General features: G+C 55.3%; 16 protein-coding genes. 6 read left to right on the forward strand and 10 right to left on the reverse strand.

Going from position 1 to position 17,649, the window contains the following annotated elements; all coding sequences use genetic code 11:
- The first annotated feature begins 93 nt into the window (after positions 1-93).
- Positions 94-1,695 carry an inorganic phosphate transporter gene (locus tag ACMHYW_RS00290; RefSeq protein WP_414500401.1) on the forward strand — a complete coding sequence of 534 codons (1,602 nt, stop codon included), beginning with the start codon at positions 94-96 and terminating at the stop codon, positions 1,693-1,695.
- 132 nt (positions 1,696-1,827) lie between these two features.
- Here the strand turns inward: ACMHYW_RS00290 and ACMHYW_RS00295 are convergent, their stop codons facing one another.
- The 4 genes from ACMHYW_RS00295 to ACMHYW_RS00310 all read right to left on the reverse strand — a co-directional run bounded on the left by ACMHYW_RS00295 (position 1,828) and on the right by ACMHYW_RS00310 (position 5,828).
- Positions 1,828-2,775 carry a hypothetical protein gene (locus ACMHYW_RS00295; protein ID WP_414500402.1) on the reverse strand — a complete coding sequence of 316 codons (948 nt, stop codon included), beginning with the start codon at positions 2,773-2,775 and terminating at the stop codon, positions 1,828-1,830.
- Between the two features lie 243 nt (positions 2,776-3,018).
- On the reverse strand, positions 3,019-4,395 hold the full coding sequence (locus ACMHYW_RS00300) for a glycoside hydrolase family 68 protein (RefSeq protein WP_414500403.1): 1,377 nt from the start codon (positions 4,393-4,395) through the stop codon (positions 3,019-3,021).
- 567 nt (positions 4,396-4,962) lie between these two features.
- Positions 4,963-5,211, reverse strand: a complete 249-nt coding sequence (locus ACMHYW_RS00305; RefSeq protein WP_414500404.1) for a CsbD family protein — start codon at positions 5,209-5,211, stop codon at positions 4,963-4,965.
- A 107-nt stretch (positions 5,212-5,318) separates the two neighbouring features.
- Entirely contained in the window at positions 5,319-5,828 is a 510-nt protein-coding gene (locus ACMHYW_RS00310; protein WP_414500405.1) for a hypothetical protein, read from the reverse strand.
- Positions 5,829-6,343: 515 nt separating this feature from the next.
- Here ACMHYW_RS00310 and ACMHYW_RS00315 point away from each other — a divergent pair.
- Positions 6,344-6,562: a hypothetical protein gene (locus ACMHYW_RS00315; protein ID WP_027704403.1), complete on the forward strand. Its 219-nt coding sequence runs from the start codon at positions 6,344-6,346 to the stop codon at positions 6,560-6,562.
- A 128-nt stretch (positions 6,563-6,690) separates the two neighbouring features.
- Positions 6,691-7,764, forward strand: coding sequence for an AGE family epimerase/isomerase (locus ACMHYW_RS00320; RefSeq protein WP_414500406.1), 1,074 nt, complete (start codon positions 6,691-6,693; stop codon positions 7,762-7,764).
- Positions 7,765-7,884: 120 nt separating this feature from the next.
- Here ACMHYW_RS00320 and ACMHYW_RS00325 read toward each other — a convergent pair whose 3' ends face one another.
- From ACMHYW_RS00325 to ACMHYW_RS00335, 3 genes are all read right to left on the reverse strand, one after another.
- A complete protein-coding gene (locus ACMHYW_RS00325; protein ID WP_414500407.1) occupies positions 7,885-8,181 on the reverse strand; it encodes an AzlD family protein in 297 nt (98 codons plus the stop codon).
- A complete protein-coding gene (locus ACMHYW_RS00330) occupies positions 8,175-8,903 on the reverse strand; it encodes an AzlC family ABC transporter permease (protein WP_414500408.1) in 729 nt (242 codons plus the stop codon). Before ACMHYW_RS00330 ends, ACMHYW_RS00325 begins: the two co-directional genes overlap by 7 nt.
- Positions 8,904-9,885: 982 nt before the next feature.
- Entirely contained in the window at positions 9,886-10,716 is an 831-nt protein-coding gene (locus ACMHYW_RS00335) for a hypothetical protein (RefSeq protein ID WP_414500409.1), read from the reverse strand.
- Between the two features lie 200 nt (positions 10,717-10,916).
- On the opposite strand from ACMHYW_RS00335, the gene ACMHYW_RS00340 reads away from it, so the two are divergent.
- A complete protein-coding gene (locus ACMHYW_RS00340; RefSeq protein WP_414500410.1) occupies positions 10,917-11,789 on the forward strand; it encodes a GIY-YIG nuclease family protein in 873 nt (290 codons plus the stop codon).
- Positions 11,790-11,932: 143 nt separating this feature from the next.
- Here ACMHYW_RS00340 and ACMHYW_RS00345 read toward each other — a convergent pair whose 3' ends face one another.
- Positions 11,933-12,169 (reverse strand): transcriptional regulator, encoded by a 237-nt coding sequence (locus ACMHYW_RS00345; protein ID WP_051523661.1) that lies wholly within the window; start codon positions 12,167-12,169, stop codon positions 11,933-11,935.
- Between the two features lie 321 nt (positions 12,170-12,490).
- On the opposite strand from ACMHYW_RS00345, the gene ACMHYW_RS00350 reads away from it, so the two are divergent.
- Positions 12,491-13,495 carry an ornithine carbamoyltransferase gene (locus ACMHYW_RS00350; RefSeq protein ID WP_414500411.1) on the forward strand — a complete coding sequence of 335 codons (1,005 nt, stop codon included), beginning with the start codon at positions 12,491-12,493 and terminating at the stop codon, positions 13,493-13,495.
- Positions 13,496-14,282: 787 nt separating this feature from the next.
- On the opposite strand, the gene ACMHYW_RS00355 is transcribed toward ACMHYW_RS00350, so the two are convergent.
- Both ACMHYW_RS00355 and ACMHYW_RS00360 read right to left on the reverse strand, forming a co-directional pair.
- A complete protein-coding gene (locus tag ACMHYW_RS00355; RefSeq protein ID WP_414500412.1) occupies positions 14,283-15,179 on the reverse strand; it encodes a neutral zinc metallopeptidase in 897 nt (298 codons plus the stop codon).
- Between the two features lie 144 nt (positions 15,180-15,323).
- Positions 15,324-16,487, reverse strand: coding sequence for a murein transglycosylase A (locus tag ACMHYW_RS00360; protein ID WP_414500413.1), 1,164 nt, complete (start codon positions 16,485-16,487; stop codon positions 15,324-15,326).
- A 194-nt stretch (positions 16,488-16,681) separates the two neighbouring features.
- Here ACMHYW_RS00360 and ACMHYW_RS00365 point away from each other — a divergent pair, with 194 nt between their 5' ends.
- The gene (locus ACMHYW_RS00365; protein WP_414500414.1) at positions 16,682-17,563 is read left to right on the forward strand and encodes a DUF72 domain-containing protein; all 882 of its coding nucleotides are present in this window, start codon (positions 16,682-16,684) and stop codon (positions 17,561-17,563) included.
- The last annotated feature ends 86 nt before the right edge of the window (positions 17,564-17,649 follow it).

Genomic DNA, 17,649 nt, shown 5'->3' on the forward strand with positions numbered 1-17,649 from the left:
CATATACCATTTCATTACCGCCCTGTAAGAAAACTGTCATATTCGCCGACTAGGCTAGGCACTTTCTTCAATACCACTACTGGATGACAGCTTATGTCTGTGACTTCGCATTCTTCCGAGGTCTCCAAAAACCCGTCAGCGGGTGCGCGTACCAGCAGGCACTTGAGTGTTCTGTTCTTTCTCGCACTGCTGGCCGGGGTGATATATGTCGGCATTAGCATCTACAGTGATGTGTCCGGTCATGCCATGTCCCCGTTGCATTGGACGGTCGTGGCAACACTGGCAGCGGCACTGTTGATCGCACTGGGTTTCGAGTTCGTCAATGGCTTCCATGACACCGCCAATGCGGTTGCGACGGTCATCTACACTCATTCCCTTTCTCCGACCGTAGCTGTCATTCTGTCGGGACTGTGTAACTTCCTAGGGGTGTTGCTATCGTCTGGGGCCGTGGCCTTTGGCGTGGTAGCACTGCTGCCCATTGATTTGGTGCTGCACGGTCACCCGTCCACCGGTTTTGCCATGGTCTTCGCACTGCTGCTGTCTGCCATCGCGTGGAACCTGCTGACGTGGTGGAAAGGCATTCCGGCATCTTCTTCCCACACGCTGATCGGTTCCATGATCGGGGTGGGGATCGCCAATGCCATGATCAATCATGGCTCGCTCAACGGTGTGAACTGGGGGCAAGCGATCAAGATCGGTTATTCCCTGCTGTTCTCTCCGTTTATCGGTTTCGTCTTTGCAGGCCTGATGCTGCTGGCACTGCGTTTGATGGTCCGCAACAAGGCGCTGTACGAAGCTCCGCGTGATGGCATGCCGCCTCCCATGTGGATTCGCAGCTTGCTGATCGCCAGTTCCAGCGGTGTCGCGTTTGCACACGGCTCCAACGATGGCCAGAAAGGCATGGGTCTGATCATGATGATTCTGGTCAGCCTGATTCCGGCAACCTACGCGCTGGATCGCTATTCCACGCAGCACGACCTGCCGGCATTCGCATCTTCGGCCTATGAAGTCAGCCATATCATCAATGGCGATACACTGCCGGATCTGTCTCAGCCTGCTGACCAGATTCTGCGCGAATACCTGCGCAATCATCACGAAACGCCCGATGTCGCTCCGGCACTGGGTGTGCTGACCGGCCGCATCCATGCACAGATAGCGGCGCTGGAAAGCCTCGAGAGCCTGAGCGACGATCAGGTCAACGACATCCGTGATGACATGTATATCACCAGTGAAGCCATTCGCATGATGAGCGGCAGCGATACCTTCAAGGCTCAGTTCGAAGGCCACTCTGGTGAAGCATTGAACGGCCTGAAAGCGCACATCGACAGCACGATCAAATTCATCCCGCTGTGGGTGAAAGTAGTGACTGCACTGGCGCTGGGGCTGGGTACTGTCGTCGGGTGGAAGCGTGTTGTGCATACCGTGGGTGAAAAGATCGGTAAGTCCCGCATGACTTACGCTCAAGGTCTGTCAGCACAGACCGTTGCAATGGCGACCATCGGCGCGGCCGACATACTGGGCCTGCCCGTATCCACGACACACGTGTTGTCTTCTGGCGTTGCCGGTACCATGGCCGCTAACCGTTCTGGCCTGCAGTGGGGCACACTGCGCAATCTGGCGCTAACATGGGTACTGACCCTGCCGGCGACTATTCTGCTGGCGGGCGGCATGTTCTGGCTGTTCTTGCAGCTCTGATCGACGTTTTCTGCAATAGAAAAAGCCGGCCTCTAGAGGCCGGCTTTTTTGTGCCTTCACTGCATGGCAACTGCCCGATGAGCCACAGCACTAGTCGGTGTGGCGGCGTCTGTGCCGCTCAGATTGATACCGTTAGAGGGTGTTTCTATCCTCGGTATCCGAAGGTTGGCTAGCAACGCCGCGCGGTATCGGCCAGAAATCTTCACTCAATATTGCAGGTTGTTCGGTATCGTTGGGGCCGGATTCAGTTTCCGGCACGCAGAGCGGCAGCGCCGCCTTTACGCGGGCCAGAGCTTCTGCGCCGCGTGCACCGTCCGTCACGTTGGCCCACCAGTCGCGGTGCACCCACTGTACGCGGACCGGAACCGTGGGTAGCCCTATACGCTGGGCCATTGCCAAACGATGCAGCCCTTTGTTGATCTTGATAAGACGCCCTTCTCGGCTGACGGCGACGCCCAGTTCATCCTTGCCTTTGTCGGCATCGAAACCGTGGGTGGCCATGTTGTCCAGAAAGCGTAGGTAGACCTGAAGGTAGCGCTTGATTAGCTCTGGACTGTCGAGTCGAATGCCCAGCTGGCGGAAGCGGGCGGGCTTGCCTCGGCGCAGATCATCCAGATAGCGCTGATAGCGCTCGGTCTTTTCAAGGTGCTGGCGGTGTTCATCTATATCGCTGATAAAACGATAACGATCGCCGATGCGCAGGTCCTCACGCTTGAGGTCCCAGTCGCCGTCCCAGATGAAAGAATTGAACGCGCACTCGCTACGTGGCGGCCAACCGATGATGCGAATGAGCTGGCGGGGATCGACATGCAGTATCAGTGCATCGCCTAGCGTTTCGATCATGGCCTTGCGGGGCAGCCCCCACCGTTCGATGCGCTGGCTACCGGGCAGCCGATGCTGCCAATACCGCAGCAACATGCGCTCGAAAGGCATGGTCAGGTATTTCTGAGAGCCGTTACGGGCATGGTAGGACAGGCGCGCGATGCGTACCTGGCCTGTCATGGCGGTAGACGTTAGCGGTTGAAACGCCTGGTCGGCCTCGGGGCCTAGCGGCCCTTTGCCTGTTGAAGCATCCTGCATGTACACGAAGACCTTGTCTTGAGAAGCTGCTGCGTCGGGAAGAGGCGCAGCAGTGAAACGATAAGCTTACCGATAAGACCCCATGATAGTGAGAATAGAACATGCACTTTCATCTGAAGTCGTGTTCATAGTGGTGGCTGGTCGCAGGATTGTCCATAAAGCGCCTTGCCCATGACGAAAAAGGCCCTCGCTTCAGACGAGGGCCTCGATATCACTATTCAAATGTCAAAAACGGCGATGGCCTTATACATCGCTTTCATCGACAGGCTCATCGGTATCCTGAGCTTCCTGCGTTGCCGTCTTCAGCACGAACCCATAGTCCAGTCCTGTGATTTCGGTCTGCGTACCCTGCAGGCTGAGGTGGATACGTGGCCCAACGGTTTTCGTGTAGAGCATCCGGTCTTCCGCTGCCGAATAGGAGTAGTTGGCGTAGCTCAGCACGGACAGGTCCGGCAGTACGTTCCATGAGTAGACGTACTGATAGTTGCTTGCCTGTGCGGTGTACATGGCTCCTTCTGACTTCTGCTGCACGACCACACCGCTACCGTTGAGCGGGGCATAAGGGCCGAACATGGACGATGCCTTGAAGCCCAGCATCATGTCGCGGTTGATGAAGGTGTCATCCAGAATGGTCATCTTGTTACCGTGGGTGACGCAGAACAGATAGTAGCTGCTGTCACGGTAGATCAGGGTGACACGTTCGATTTCATCCGTGATCAGGTTCGAGGTCAGGATCGGCGGTAACAGGCTGAGCTTGGTGTACTGATCATCAGTGAATTCCGCTACGCCGACGCAGCCGTTGGCCTTCAGATCATCCACGGTAGGACGATAGTTCGCCTCGAAGTCGTCGCTGCCGATGTAATCGCGGCGTACGGTACCTTCCGCATCGTTACGGGGACCCGTATTGGCTTCGAACAGCAGGTAGTTTTTCTGCGTTGCCGGGTCCTTGAAGAAGAAGGGGTCGCGGAAGCAGAGATTATTGACCTGATCATTGCCGTAGCTGCGGTTGTGGAGGGTCGGCATGCGTAGTTCTGCATCGTCGGCCTGATCCACGTTCTGGTAGAAGACACCGTCCGGTTCAAGCAGAAGGTCGTGGTATTCCGGGGCCGAGAAAGTCAGTACCCCATCCTTGACCGACGGACGCTGGATGGCCGTGGCCAAGCGCTGGAACGTCTGCCAGATGCCATCACGAGTGTGGCCCATTGCTGTGGTGTAGAACGTCTGCACTCGGCCATCATTGCGAAGCAGTGTAGAGCCGCTCCATTCCTGAATGTCGCTGAAGAGGCGACGTGGGAACAGCAGGCCGCCCGGAATGAAGGAGTGGCCGTCTTTGGAGTAGAAATAGTTGATGCGTGCGATTTTGCGATTGTCGGCCTGTTTCAGCCCCAGTGCGCACAGCACACGAAACCCTTCTATGGAAGCCAGATCACCGTTTTCGTCCAGAGCGAACCATGAATCCCAGATATCGAACCCTTCCATGAACGCTTGGATTTTGGTGTTATCGAATTCCGGAAAGGTATTCGCTTCGGTGGGTTTGAAGCTGAGAGCCTGTTCGCGGGTCCAGTGAGAAATAGTGGCCGCGCTATTGGTAGCGCTGGTCGTTTTCGTAATAGCAGCCATGTGAAGATCCTCTTATTTTTCTTGTTATCAATTGGTTTATATGGCGGCAGCACACTCAACCGTGCTGCCGCCCTGTCTGCGTGACAGGGAGAAATCTAGACATAACTCACCAAAATGCGTACATAATTAATGTTATCAAGTGTCACCAATAGGCTTCTCTTTATAAATATGGTCGTTTGGTGACGAAGTTTATTTTAAGGGAAGCAGGCCTGTACGTTCTGATAGTGCTATTCATAACGCTTTATACTATCAGGTGGTTATATTTATTTTAGATCGAGCCTGAAACAATATATTGGGCAGCTTATTAAAACAATAAGAAGTGTAAAAGATAATTTATGCTACATAGACGCGAGCATGGAGTGTTGTAGCGTTGAACGCAACATGCCATTGCCGACATTCACGACCGAGGACCGTGCCCGAAAGGGGTGCAAGGTGGACGCGTGTCGTCCCCCTTATGTCGAGCGAAGGTGAGACGGCTGCGCTGTTTATCAGTCCGCCCGTGATCACCATAAAAAAGCCCCTTGCCGAAGCAAGGGGCTTGGGAACTTCATCGCTGCTTGCGCACGATCAGCGTTTCAGAACGCGACCGATGACCCAGCCTGCCAGAGCCGCAATACCCAGCGCTTGGAGCGGTTTGTCTTGGGCGAAGTCGCGCACTCGGTCTACGGCTTCACCGTACTGAGACTGGATGCGACCAGCCCCTTGGCGAAGCTGCCCTTTGAGGCGACATTCATTGTTGTCGAACGCGTCACCTGCTGCTTTCTGTACGCGTCCAGCGGCTTCCTGAGCTTTACCTTTCAGTTCTTCCATGCTCATGACACTCTCCTTGTTGCTGTGAAGGGGCTACCTTCTCAAGCGATGTGAATCACCCTTCATACTGGTACAGCATTGGCATAATGTCATGCTGCCAATCGTGGAAGTTTTCAGTGCGCTTCTTGGGCGTGACGCTGCTTGCGGCACTCCAAGCAGTAGTCGATCTGCATGTGGTGTTCACTGCGGGCATGCATGGTCCAGATGGCGCAGTTCACCAACGCAGGTACCAATACCCACACGAAACCGATGAAGGGAGAATGCAGGTGCCAGTGCAGGGTTTTCATCTGCAGCAGGTAGATGCTCAGCGGGTACAGCACGGACAGCAGCAGGAAGTTCTGAGTGACCTTCTGCGCCCACGGCTGGTGAAACAGTACGCCCAACCCGCAGATTACGGAGGCCACGATATACATCAGTGACAGGATCTGGACACTGACCATTAGCGGGGAGCCGTTGAGTTCATTGCGGCTGATCCACTCCAGATAGGTGCGGAAATAGGTCATGGCCAGCAGGCAGGTCACCGGCACCACCATCAGCAGATAGATCTGAAACAGCGTATGTCGAATGGCGTGATGAGTGCGTTCACGATCACGGCGATCGAGCACGTGAGAGGTAGAGTGCATGGCATGCCTCCTTGCTACCAGCAGTTCGAGTCAAGAGCACCGGGTGCCACACAATGGCATGAACGGTTACCCAAATGAAAAGCGTAGAAAAGGTGCTGACATTTGTGCACTGACTTTAAAGACAGGCTGCCAACAATAGGCCATACGTCAGCAATATGCCCTCCGAAATGTATCTTCATGTAAAAGAAAGGAATAGCTGTGGCCCGCGATGTGTCCTCACTGCTTACAATTGACGGAGTTGCTTTGAAAACAGCTAAATAAATGCAGCTTTCAGGGTAAAGAAGGGCTGACTAATGGTCGTAATACAAATGCGAACAGTGTTCTTGAAAGGCCGTTCAACAGGGTTTTTTCCTGCATATTTGCAATTTGATCTTTCAGACCCTTTCGTAAACTTGTAAGAACTCAGCAGGCGATCGCCTGTCTTCCCCAGTAGCGATAAGAAGAACGAGAAGAACGAACTCGGCGCTGTATTTCCCATGCGTTGGCGCGTCGCTCATTCTGATAAGAGGGTATACATGTCATCTTCCATTTCTAGCCTGGCGCCGCTGCTGACGCCGGATCACCAAGCGCTGTCCAGTTCACTTGAAGATGCGCTCGAATCGCTTGCCATGATCGTGCAGCTGAACGAGCACGGTCGTAACAAAGGCGCGTTGCCCGCACAGGATGCCGAAATCATCCGTTCCGCCATCACGATGGTCGAGCTGGTCTACGGTCGCCACGTAGACGCGGTATGAGTCGACAGGCCGCGCTCACGGTCGGTGCGGCGATAGTGCGCGATTCGTGCTAGTGTGTCGCGTTATACGGCCGTGCCGTGCGCATGGCCATCGATCCTTCGACTACTGTCTGCAATGGGGTAGATTCCATGCACGATGCACAGGCTCTGTTTTCCCGCTTTCGCGATATCCTGACGACCTATAACACCGCGCTGGCGACTAGCATCGACGACGAAGGGCGCGTGCCCGAGTTCGTCGCCCACGGTGAGAACACCAAAGCACCCCGTCAGCTGTGCCAGACGCGCGGCATCATCTATAACGCGCATATGGCGCGTGAGTTCGGTGACCGAGCGGCAGCAGCCCGTGCGGTAGATATCTATCAGTCCACACGCCAGCACTACCTTACCCCCTGCACGCTGAACGGCCAGCCGGCCTATGCGCCAGTGCCGACCAACGACGGTGCGGCCATGTACGAACTGGCGTTTCTGCTCAATGCCCAAGTGCAGCTGCACTACCTAGATGGTCTACTGGACGACCCCAGCGTGTTGGATAAGGCCGCACTGGATGCGGACATGACCGTTACCGAAGATGCCATTCTGGCCATCCCGACGGCTTCCATCTTCCAACCGCGTGAAGGCGGCGACTTCTCTGAACTGAATGCTGGCATGCACCTGTTCGAAGCCATTGCCTTGCGCTTGCAGCTTTCTGATCACGCCGAGCTTCGTCACAAGGCCAACGCCCTGCTTGAGCACGTTGATAACCATTTCTGGGATGACGTGCGTGGCATGCTGGCCGAACGTATCGACGGACAGAACACTATCCTCGAGTACGACCTCGGCCATAACTACGAGTGGTCGTCGCTGCTGAGCCTGAACAGCAATCTGGGGCTGAACTATCGCCGCCTTGACCCAATGCGTCTGGCGGCAGCGGCAGAAGAGATCGCTTGGCGTGAATTTGAGCCGGAGATGGTGGCGTTCCCGCTGGATGCCGAAACGCGCCCGCTGGATCGTACCGCGCGCATCTGGGTCAGTCTCGAACGCATTCGTGCGCTGGCGCTGGCCGGTGACGAGCGTGTGCTGTCGGTCATGGCGCGTGTGCTGGAGCACTTCTTCCCAGAAAATCTGCCTGAAGAATATTCAGGCACCCGTGGCCCGATCAAATCCACTACGGGATATCACGTCATCGAAAGCTATGTAGGTACGGTTCACGCACTGAAGGCCTGAGTGTTGAGATAACGTCGCTCTTCATGACGCAAGAACGCCGCCAAGCACAGTCGCTGTGCTTGGCGGCGTTTTTTATGTCCGAACAAAAGACCGCGTTCATGGTGCTTTGTCTTGTGACTCCTACAAAGGAAGGAGCCAGCGCAGAATACCGGCAGAGACTACCCCCGCCAGTACGGTTACCAGCAATGGGAAGCGGCTGGCTGCTGCGATTGTAATCGCCAGCGCGAGCATATCTGCCAGACGCCCTGTCGCAAAATGTGGGGCAATGACGGCGATAAGTACGCACCCCGGCGCGGCTTCCATTACCTGCCGGGTACGTTGCCCCATTTCGATATTGCGGAAGACAAGGTAACCCGCAATGCGCGTCAGGTAGGTCATCAGGGCCATGACTACGATGGTAAGGCAGGTCATCAGCATGAAGCGTTCTCCTTCGCCATTAGCCACGCCGTCAGTAGGCCCGCGCATGCACCACTGGCAACGTACCAGCTACCGGGAATGAAGAGATAGGTCAGTATGGCGACGCCCAGGCTGACGCCCCACGGTATCACAGCCCGCATGCCTTTCCACATGCCGCGTATCAGTACTAGGAACACGGCCGGAAAGGCCATGTCAAAGCCGAGCGCGTGCACGTCGTCCATGATCGGACCCAGTAACCCTCCGATGGTCGTGAAGATGACCCATGACAGGTACAGGCCGGCGGATACCCCCGCGTAGTAGGGTACGGATAGTGCCTGTCGTCCCTGAGTGGCCGTGCGCTTGCGGGCATCGGTCAATGCCATGGCCCAGCTTTCATCACACATGAAAAAGAGCACGGCCAGTGCCTTTCGCTTTGATAGGTGACGAATGAAAGGCGCCAGTGCAGCGCCCATCAGTACATGGCGACTGTTGATCAGGAGCGTGATAGCAGCGATCAGCAACAGATGAGGAGGAGAGGTCCACAGGGCAATGGCGGCGAACTCGGAGCCGCCGGCGAAGTTGAGCCCCGTCATCAGTGAAACCTCTGCGGGATGCAAGCCTTTCTGGACCGCCTGTGCGCCAAGCACTAGGGCGAAGGGGATGAAGCCGATCTGCATCGCAACCGAGTTCTTCAAGCCTCGCATGACCTCGCGGCCACGAGGGGTGTCAGATGCCGTGCCCATAGCGGTATTACCTAATGCCGTTAAAAAGGAAGAACCCACAAGTATAAGCGGCACAGGCATGCGGACCTACCACAATCGCGCATGGTATGGCATCTGCGTCATGGGAAATGGGCTGGATATGGGCAAAAAAAAACCCGCCTAGGGGGATGGCGGGTATCAAGCAGGGATGTCTTTGAGAAGAACAGAGAATACAACGCATGCTCTGTTTAGAAGACCAGTAATCACCGGAAGAGTTCCCTGCTGCCAATCTGCATGGAGCGATGGAAGGTGTGACGATCGTATCGTTCAGAAAAGCCGCCTGTGCAGGGCGGCAAGGAACCCGATCAATCACAGAATGCTATTGGCCAGCAAGGATCATGATGACTAATGACACTACGTGGTGAATAATAACCTGATCTAAAGTACAGGTCAACCTGTACTTTGCCCGAAAAAGTACAGGTCATGAAAGATTTTAAGTTTGGGTAAAGCATTTAGTGTAAGCAGAATAGCGCTTTGAAAGGACCGTCTCTACCGTTAATTTTTGCGGTTTCTTTATCTTAATAGTAAACAAAATCGCTAAAATTTCGTGAAAACCTCGCTAAATCTAGATATTAAAGAATGGGTCGCTTGGCGCTGAGCACAAAGATGGAAGGGAATAAAGAAGGCCTATAAGTGATATGACAATGAACGTCAGGAACGGTAGTCGTATCGAATTTTTAAAAATGAAAGGGTTGGTTGCTGCATTTTAAGACCGCTCGTACGACGATTCGTGCTTATGTCGTGCACGTTCTAGTGATCCATGGAATGCTTGGATGGCGGCGACCTTCGCATGGCGCATGATTGATCGGTGATTTGCTAATATTTCTTCGCCGCCGTGACGGAACGTGGTCAAGGTGTCAGGAGTGAACTTATCCACACCCTCTTTTCTGAGTTTTCTGAGCGGTATAAGAAAGCCGCTGCTTCACGAAGCAGCGGCTTTTTATGCAAAGCGAACGGGCGTGGCCTATTTTTCGGCAGCGTTGACCGCTTTATCCTTCCATTCGGAAGCTTTCTGGCTGGCGCTGTCGTAAGCGTCAGAGGCGTGCTCCTTGACGCTGCTTGCCGCTTTGCTAGTGCCTTCCTTAGTTTTGTCCCACAGATGACCGCTTTCGGTTTTCAGCTCAGACGCTTTTTCCTGAACACTTTCAGATACGTCGTGTGCCTTTTCCTTGAGGGTGTCCGTAGTGCTGCGGCTCTGTTCGGCCGTGGTGTCTTTGCCATTGCTGACAGCATCTGCCGCCCGGTCTCTCAGCTCAGCGGCTTTGTCCTTCGCATCACTGGCTTTTTCTGCACCCTGCTGTTTCAGGTCTGCCGCTTTCTCGTTCAGGCGGTCAGCCTCTTCACGCGCGCTTTTTCGTGCAGCTTCTGCTTTTTCGCGGGCAGCGTCACTGGTGTCTCCGGAGGTCTGTTTCTGATATGTCTCTTCTGCCTGCTGCTTCATTTCAGCCGCTTTGTCCTGCAGCTTCTGAGCGGCTTCGGCGGACTCGTCTTTGAGCTGGTCCGCTTTCTGGCTGGCCTCGTCAATGGCTTTGCTAGCGCCCGAACGCACGTTGGCCGCGGTGACGGATGCCGTCGCTGCGGCTCTGTCGCTGGCAGGCTGTGCATCCCACGCTTTCTGCGAGGATGCCTTGACCTCTTCATAGCTCTGATGTGTGCTGTTCATGCTGCGCTGAATGCGCTCATGCAGAGAGGGCAATGGGGTGGCGGTGTCATCGAGTGCCAGTGCGGATAGGGAAGCTCCTCCCAGAAGTCCGAATACGGTCAGCGCGATACCGGCGTTATGGATCTTCTTCATTGTCTGCGATCTCCTTCCTTGAGATAGGCCCTGCACGAGGGTGTAACAGCGGGCAATACGGTCAATGTGGGTATAGGTTTAGCTCATCAGGTCAAAACCACGCAACATTGCACTCCAATATTCGGGCTGAACAGATATACAGGGCTGCGTTATGATGAAGCCTCCAGCCTTCCCTATTTCCGGAGCCTACGCCTTCCGTCATGGACACAACCTCACGCGTTCGCCACCTTCCCTATCAATACCCCGAGCATCTGCGCACCGACGTTCAGCAGGCCCCGATGGCACCCGGGGTATACCTGTTTCTGGGGGAGGACGAGCGGGTGCCGTTGTATATTGGTAAAAGCGTCAATCTGCGTTCCCGGCTGAATGCTCATCTGCGCAACAAGAGTGAGGCGCGTCTGCTGCATCAGACGCGGCGCATTGCGTTTCACTGCACGGCTGGGGAGATCAGTGCGTTGCTGCTGGAGGCGAGGCTGATCAAGCAGCGCCAGCCGCTGTTCAATCGACGCCTGCGGCGCCAAGGCACGTTGAGTTCCATCGTGGTGGATGACGCTGGGAAAGTGCAGATCGAACCGTCACAGCGCATCGACTATGGGCGTGATCCGCGAGTATATGGGCTGTTCAAAAACCAGAAGAAGGCGCGAGACGTGCTATTGGCACTCGCAGACGAACACCAGCTGTGCCTCGGCGTCATGGGACTGGACTCGCTAGTGCGTCAGCGAGGCTGTTTCCGGGCGAGCATCGGTAAGTGCCGCGGTGCGTGTCAAGGGAAGGAAAGCCTTGTCGAACACCGAGAGCGGTTACTGCTGGCACTGACGGATTACCACGTGGTGATGTGGCCCTATGACGGCCCGGTGGCGCTGTGCGAGCAGCATGGCGATATGACGACGTACCACGTGTTAAATCACTGGCGCTATCTAGGAAGCTTTGACTCGCTGGCACGTGCGCAGCAAGGACACTGGCAGGTCGACGATCACTTTGATGCGGATATCTATAAGATCACGGTCAAGCCGCTGCTGGCGAACGGTGCCGATATCGTGGCGCTTTTACCACGTGGGGATAAGCATGAGTAGAGCGTGTGCCGGAACCGTATCACGGCGGCAGAGGGCTATGACATGTTTCACGTGAAACATTATCAGGGTGGAATATTGCCACGTGAAAAGGGCATCCTTGCCCAAACTGCCACGTGGAACATCCTAGTACCACGTCAATGCGCTTAATAGCGAGGCGGCCTGACCAGTTCGGGCCAGATGATTTCCCAGTCGTCCGGGCGAAGCATCTGGCGTGTGATCTCCTTGCCCGAAAGTTGCTCTAGGCTTGTTGCCACTCGCGCTGAAGGCCGCTTGTGGCCGTAAGCGACGAGGCGAAGATAGTTTCGGCTGACTCCTGTCTGCTCGATGTCGTTGTCACTTGCCGTGCGCAGCCACTCCAGCAGTTCATCAATTCTGTTCATGACCATAACCATCCTACGAATAAAGCCAACGCATCCTCATATGATGCAGTCGACCAATGTTCTCTTATATTAGGAAACGCTACGTCTCGGTGTAAACGCGAGTGCGTAGTGATGGTGTGGTGAATTGGTAACGGTGTGCATCATGCCGATTGATCAATAACATAAATATACCAATCGCTGTGCATTGGCTGCGGAAGGGCCGTCATGGTGAATGGGATATGGAACCTGTGGCGAGCTGTCCATTTCTGTAATCCGCATAATGCTGCTAGTCTGGATCTTTCCTTCTAAATTCTTCCATCAACCCAAGCGAGGGTATTGACCATGGCGTTCAACCTGAGTCAGCGTCATCTTTTGAGTCTTATGCGGCACACTCCCGAAGAAATCCGCTATCTGATAGATCTTTCTGCAGAGCTCAAGCGTGCACGACGAGCAGGTACTGAACAGCCACGGCTACAGGGCAAGCAAATTGCGCTGATCTTTGAAAAGACCTCGACGCGCACGCGCTGTGCCTTCGAAGTGGCTGCCAAAGATCAGGGCGCTCACGTGACCTATATCGACTCGTCCTCTTCGCAGATGGGCCACAAGGAGTCGATCAGCGATACCGCACGTGTGCTGGGCCGCATGTTCGATGCCATTGAGTTCCGCGGTGCCGATCAAATTACGGTCGAAATGCTGGCGGAATACGCGGGCGTGCCGGTATTCAACGGCCTGACAGCTGAATTCCACCCAACACAGATGCTGGCCGATGTGCTGACCATGATTGAGCACAGCGATAAACCGCTGCATCAGATCAGCTACGTTTATCTGGGCGATGCGCGCTACAACATGGGGCGCTCACTGCTGATGATCGGTGCCAAGCTGGGTATGGATGTACGCATTGCTGCGCCGAAGGCGCTGTGGCCGGATGACGGTTTCGTTGAAGAGTGTCAGGCGTTTGCACGTGACAGCGGTGCGCGAATCACTCTGACCGAAGATGCTCAGGCGGCTGTCAAAGGCGTCGATTTCGTACATACCGACATTTGGGTGTCGATGGGTGAACCGGCAGAAGTATGGGATGAACGTATCGCTCTACTGCGCCCGTATCGCGTTGATGCCGCGCTGATGGCGGCAGCTGATAACCCGCGCGTGAAGTTCATGCACTGCCTGCCGGCGTATCACAACCAAGAAACGGCCGTTGGGCGTCAGGTAGCTGCGCGTTACCCAGAATTTGGGGATGGCGTTGAAGTGACAGAAGACGTGTTCGAGTCACCGGCCAGCATCGTCTTCGATCAGGCTGAAAACCGCCTACATACCATCAAGGCTGTCATGGTGGCGTCGTTGGCCTGAGGCCGCTGATTCATACGTATCAGCGATAGCATCCCCGTCATGGTGCCCTGCAATGGGTGCCGTGGTGGGGGTGTTTCGTTTCACGTGAAACAAACGCAAAAAGCGGCGTTATTTTTCATTATTCAATGTGTTATTGAATATTGGTGATCGCGTCTTTCCTAGAAAGACACCTGCTCATGCTAATAAATACCACGTGGAATGCAGGTGGTCACGGCCAGTTAACCTGTTAAAAATGCTTTACTTCGCTAGGAACAATACCACGTTGCTTCTGACACCCCTGATCTCCTAAATATAAAAAGGCATTTTGCAGGCCATGAATAGCCGTCTTGGTGCTTGCTTCGTCATAGAACCTTGAGTTCCATAGACGCAATGATGCCGATCCCATTTCTGGGAGATCGGTTACTTAGAGGGCAACATACTGCGTTGCAAACGCTTTTAAAACCTTTGTTAATATTTATATGGCTGTTATGACAGATAAAATCCCATTCTTTGGGGGTGTCATCAGAATGAGTAAGTGGCGTGCTGGGCGGATATTTTCTAAGGCAGCTTATGCGTTGGGTCATGTTCTACGTGGAAATGAACGAGCCAATAAGAAAATAAATAATGCGTTCATCAAGAGAAAAAGCCCTCGCGTAATAACAGTACGCAAGGGCTTGATTCAGGATGCCGCATGGACAGACTGCTTGGGAATACGCGCTTCCCTCAGTGCCTGTCCGATGGCCTTGCGGCCATGACCGTTGCAGCCGAGTGCTCGCTGGGCCGCATGCATGTCTCGAGGGCTAGGCGGTCAAAGCTGTTTGGCAGAGAAGGTATCGCAACGTGCCATATCACCACTGTCGAAGCCGACCTTGAACCAGCGTACACGCTGTTCGGCCGTGCCGTGCGTGAAGCTGTCGGGTACGACGCGGCCCTGTCCTTGACGCTGAAGGTTGTCGTCGCCGATGGCGTCGGCTGCCTTCAAGGCATCTTCGATCTCGCCCGGTTCGAGCCAGTTGTAGCGGCTTTCGGCCTGATGACCCCATACGCCGGCATAGCAGTCAGCTTGCAGTTCCTGGCGCACGGAAAGCCCGTTGGCCCCCTCGCGCGCAGCGCCTTGACGTTCGGCCTGCGTAACTTGGCGGTCGATACCGGTCAGGTGCTGTACGTGGTGCCCCACCTCATGTGCGATGACATAGGCTTGAGCGAAGTCGGTGCCCACCTTAAAGCGTGACTTCATTTCTGCGAAGAAGGAGGTATCAAGATACAGCTTTTGATCGGCAGGGCAGTAGAATGGGCCGACTGCGGCGGAAGCATAGCCACAGCCAGAAGAGACGCTGCCACTGAACAAGACCAGTTTCGGGGGCTGGTACGTCTTGCCCTGCTGCTTGAAGATTTCTGTCCAGGTGTCTTCGGTATCGCCCAGCACCGTACTGATGAACTCGTCGCGGCTGTGATCGACTTGGCTCGGTGTGGTCGACGACGTATTCGATTGTGTCGCTACGTTGCCACCGTTGCCGCCGATCTGTCCCAGAACTTGGCTGAGAATCTGCATCGGGTCCTGTTTGGTGATCAGGCCGAAGGCCACCACCAGTACGATCCCCGCGATACTGATCTTGCCACCGCTTAAGCGCATGCCGCCGCCGCTTGAGCCGTTGCTGCGTTCATCTTCGATATTGCTGCTGCGTCTGCCGCGTTGCCACTTCATATGTCGATCGTCCCTGTTCGTTCTACGCCATGAAACCCAAAGGCTCACCGTTCCGGTGAGCGGCCCTGCCATAAAGCGTATCACCTGAATCAAGAAAGCGAAGCATTCTGGCCGTATGCACGGTCAGAGAGAAGAGCAAAAAGACTATCCACGCGCCGAGTAGAGCTGTCCTGATCCCATGTGGCGAGGCAGCAGTACCCACATTTCACCGCGCTGCTTCATGCGCCCAGCGGTTTCTCCCGCGGCATCGCCTAGGCCCCAGAAGTAGTCAGCACGAACAGTGCCTTTGATGGCACTGCCGGTATCTTGAGCGATAACCAGTTTTTGGATCGGTTCATTGGACAGCGGACGCGTGGTCGACAGAAACACCGGGGCGCCCAGTGGTACATGCGAGGGGTCAACGGCGATGCTGTGTTCCGGCGTTAGAGGAACGCCCAGCGCGCCAGTGGGTCCGGTCGATTCATCGACAGCAGGCATCTCGCGGAAGAAGACGACGCGCGGGTTGGCATTGAGCATGTCATCGACTTGCTGAGGGTGGGCATGTGCCCATTGCTTGATGCCTTTGATCGTGGCTTGGTCGGCGGTGATCTGATGACGATCGAGCAGCCAGCGTGCGAAGGAACGGAAGGGAAGGTTGTTGGTGCCCGCAAAGCCCACGCGAATCATGCGGCCATCTTCCAGCCTGACACGTCCAGAGCCCTGCACCTGCAGATAGGCCACATCAACAGGATCGTCCACCCATACTAGTTCTCGCCCTTTGAGGAATGGCTGCTTCATCAGGTGTGCACGTGGTTTGTTGACCTGAGTGCTGGCGATGCCATGTGGATAGCGATAGACCGGCGTCTGATAAGGGCCGTGGCGTGTCAGAGAACCGCGCAGCACGGGCTCGTAATATCCCGTGATCAGCCCGGTTGTAGATCCATCGTCGTTGGTCAGGTGCCATGGCCGGAACCGTTCTTCGAAGAAGCGCTGTAGTTCGCTGGCATTGGCTGCGTTCATGCGTTGAGCGTCCATGCACACCTGCTGCCAGTCACGCTGCTTGCCCAGTGCTTTGCAGCTTTGCAGGAACGGTTGCCATGCTGACTGTGCTTGATGCTCCGACCAGCCGGGGAGCTGCTGCCAGTCTTCCGTGCGCCAGCGCGTCAGTGCCGAGCCACTACCGGCATCGGTGCGCAGACCCGGCACGTAAGCCGTGTTCTGGGGTGTGGATGGGCGAGGTGCTGTCGAGCTGCAGGCCGTTACCAGTAGGCCTGCGAACAGCAGATGACCAAAAGACATCAGAGAGCGCAGATAGCGAAGCGAACGCACGACAGACCTCGTTTCAATACGTAAATGATTGCGATGGGATGGCGGGGCATCTCTCGCAATGATGAAAGGCGGACGTTGCGTAGTGTAGAGACTCGACGGCCCTCTGTTCCAGCATTTGCAATGCGGTTTTTACAGAGGGTAAGTTTCGCTACGCTTTTCTATGACCCATGGGTATGACAAGGATTCCGTCGGTAATGCACAAGAACACGCCGCAGCTTCATCTCGGTCTGGCCATGTGGGCCAATCCTGATTGGAAAGGAAGCCTCTATACGCCGCACACGGCGATGACGGAAAGTCTGCCCGACTACGCTGCGGCTTTCGATGCTGTGGAAGGCAATACGACGTTCTACAGCGGTATTCCCAAGGAAGAGACCGTGCGGGTCTGGGCTGCTCAGACGCCCGAGTCGTTTCGCTTTTGTTTCAAGCTGCCCGCTTTCATCACACATGAAAAGCGTCTGCGTGACTGCGAGGCCGATATTGAGCGCTTTCTTGAACGGTTGAGTCTGTTGGGGCCTCGCCTCGGGCCAGTCATGGTTCAGTTGCCGCGCGACCTGGGTCAGGAAGCCATGATTGATCTTGAGCGCCTGCTGGTGCAGTGGCCTGCCCATATTCCCTGTGCCGTTGAACCACGGTCGTTTGATTTCTTTGCCAAAGGCGACGCGGAGCGAGCGTTCAATCGTCTGTTGATAACTCACAACGCTGACCGTGTCATGCTGGATGTTAGGCCGGTAATGACGAATCCGGGGGCTCCCGGTTCGGCCCTGTGGAAGGCACAGCAGGAGAAACCCAAACGCCCGCTGCATGTGATCGCTACGGGGTCGCGGCCTATCGTGCGCTTTATCGGCCATTTTGAGGATCAGATCAATGATCAGTTGTTTGCGCCGTGGGTCGATCGGCTTGCCCTGTGGATAAGTCAGGGGAAAACCCCTTTCCTGTTTGTGCATACTCCTGACAATCGGCAGGCACCAACGCTGGCACGGCGCTATGCCGAGCAGGTTTCGGCAGCACTACAGCATAATGGTCAAGTAAGGGTGCCGGACGCGTTTGCAGGGGAGCAGCAAAGCACGCTGTTCTGACCCATAAAGGGAAGCCGTTTGGGCTTGCGACTAGACCCGGTTATCCACATGGGGTTTCAGCGCTGCACGCCTGATTCCTCTGAAGA

Origin of the sequence: Zymobacter sp. IVIA_12111.31 C1, from assembly GCF_047495495.1 — a bacterium.
Taxonomy (GTDB): Bacteria; Pseudomonadota; Gammaproteobacteria; order Pseudomonadales; family Halomonadaceae; genus Zymobacter.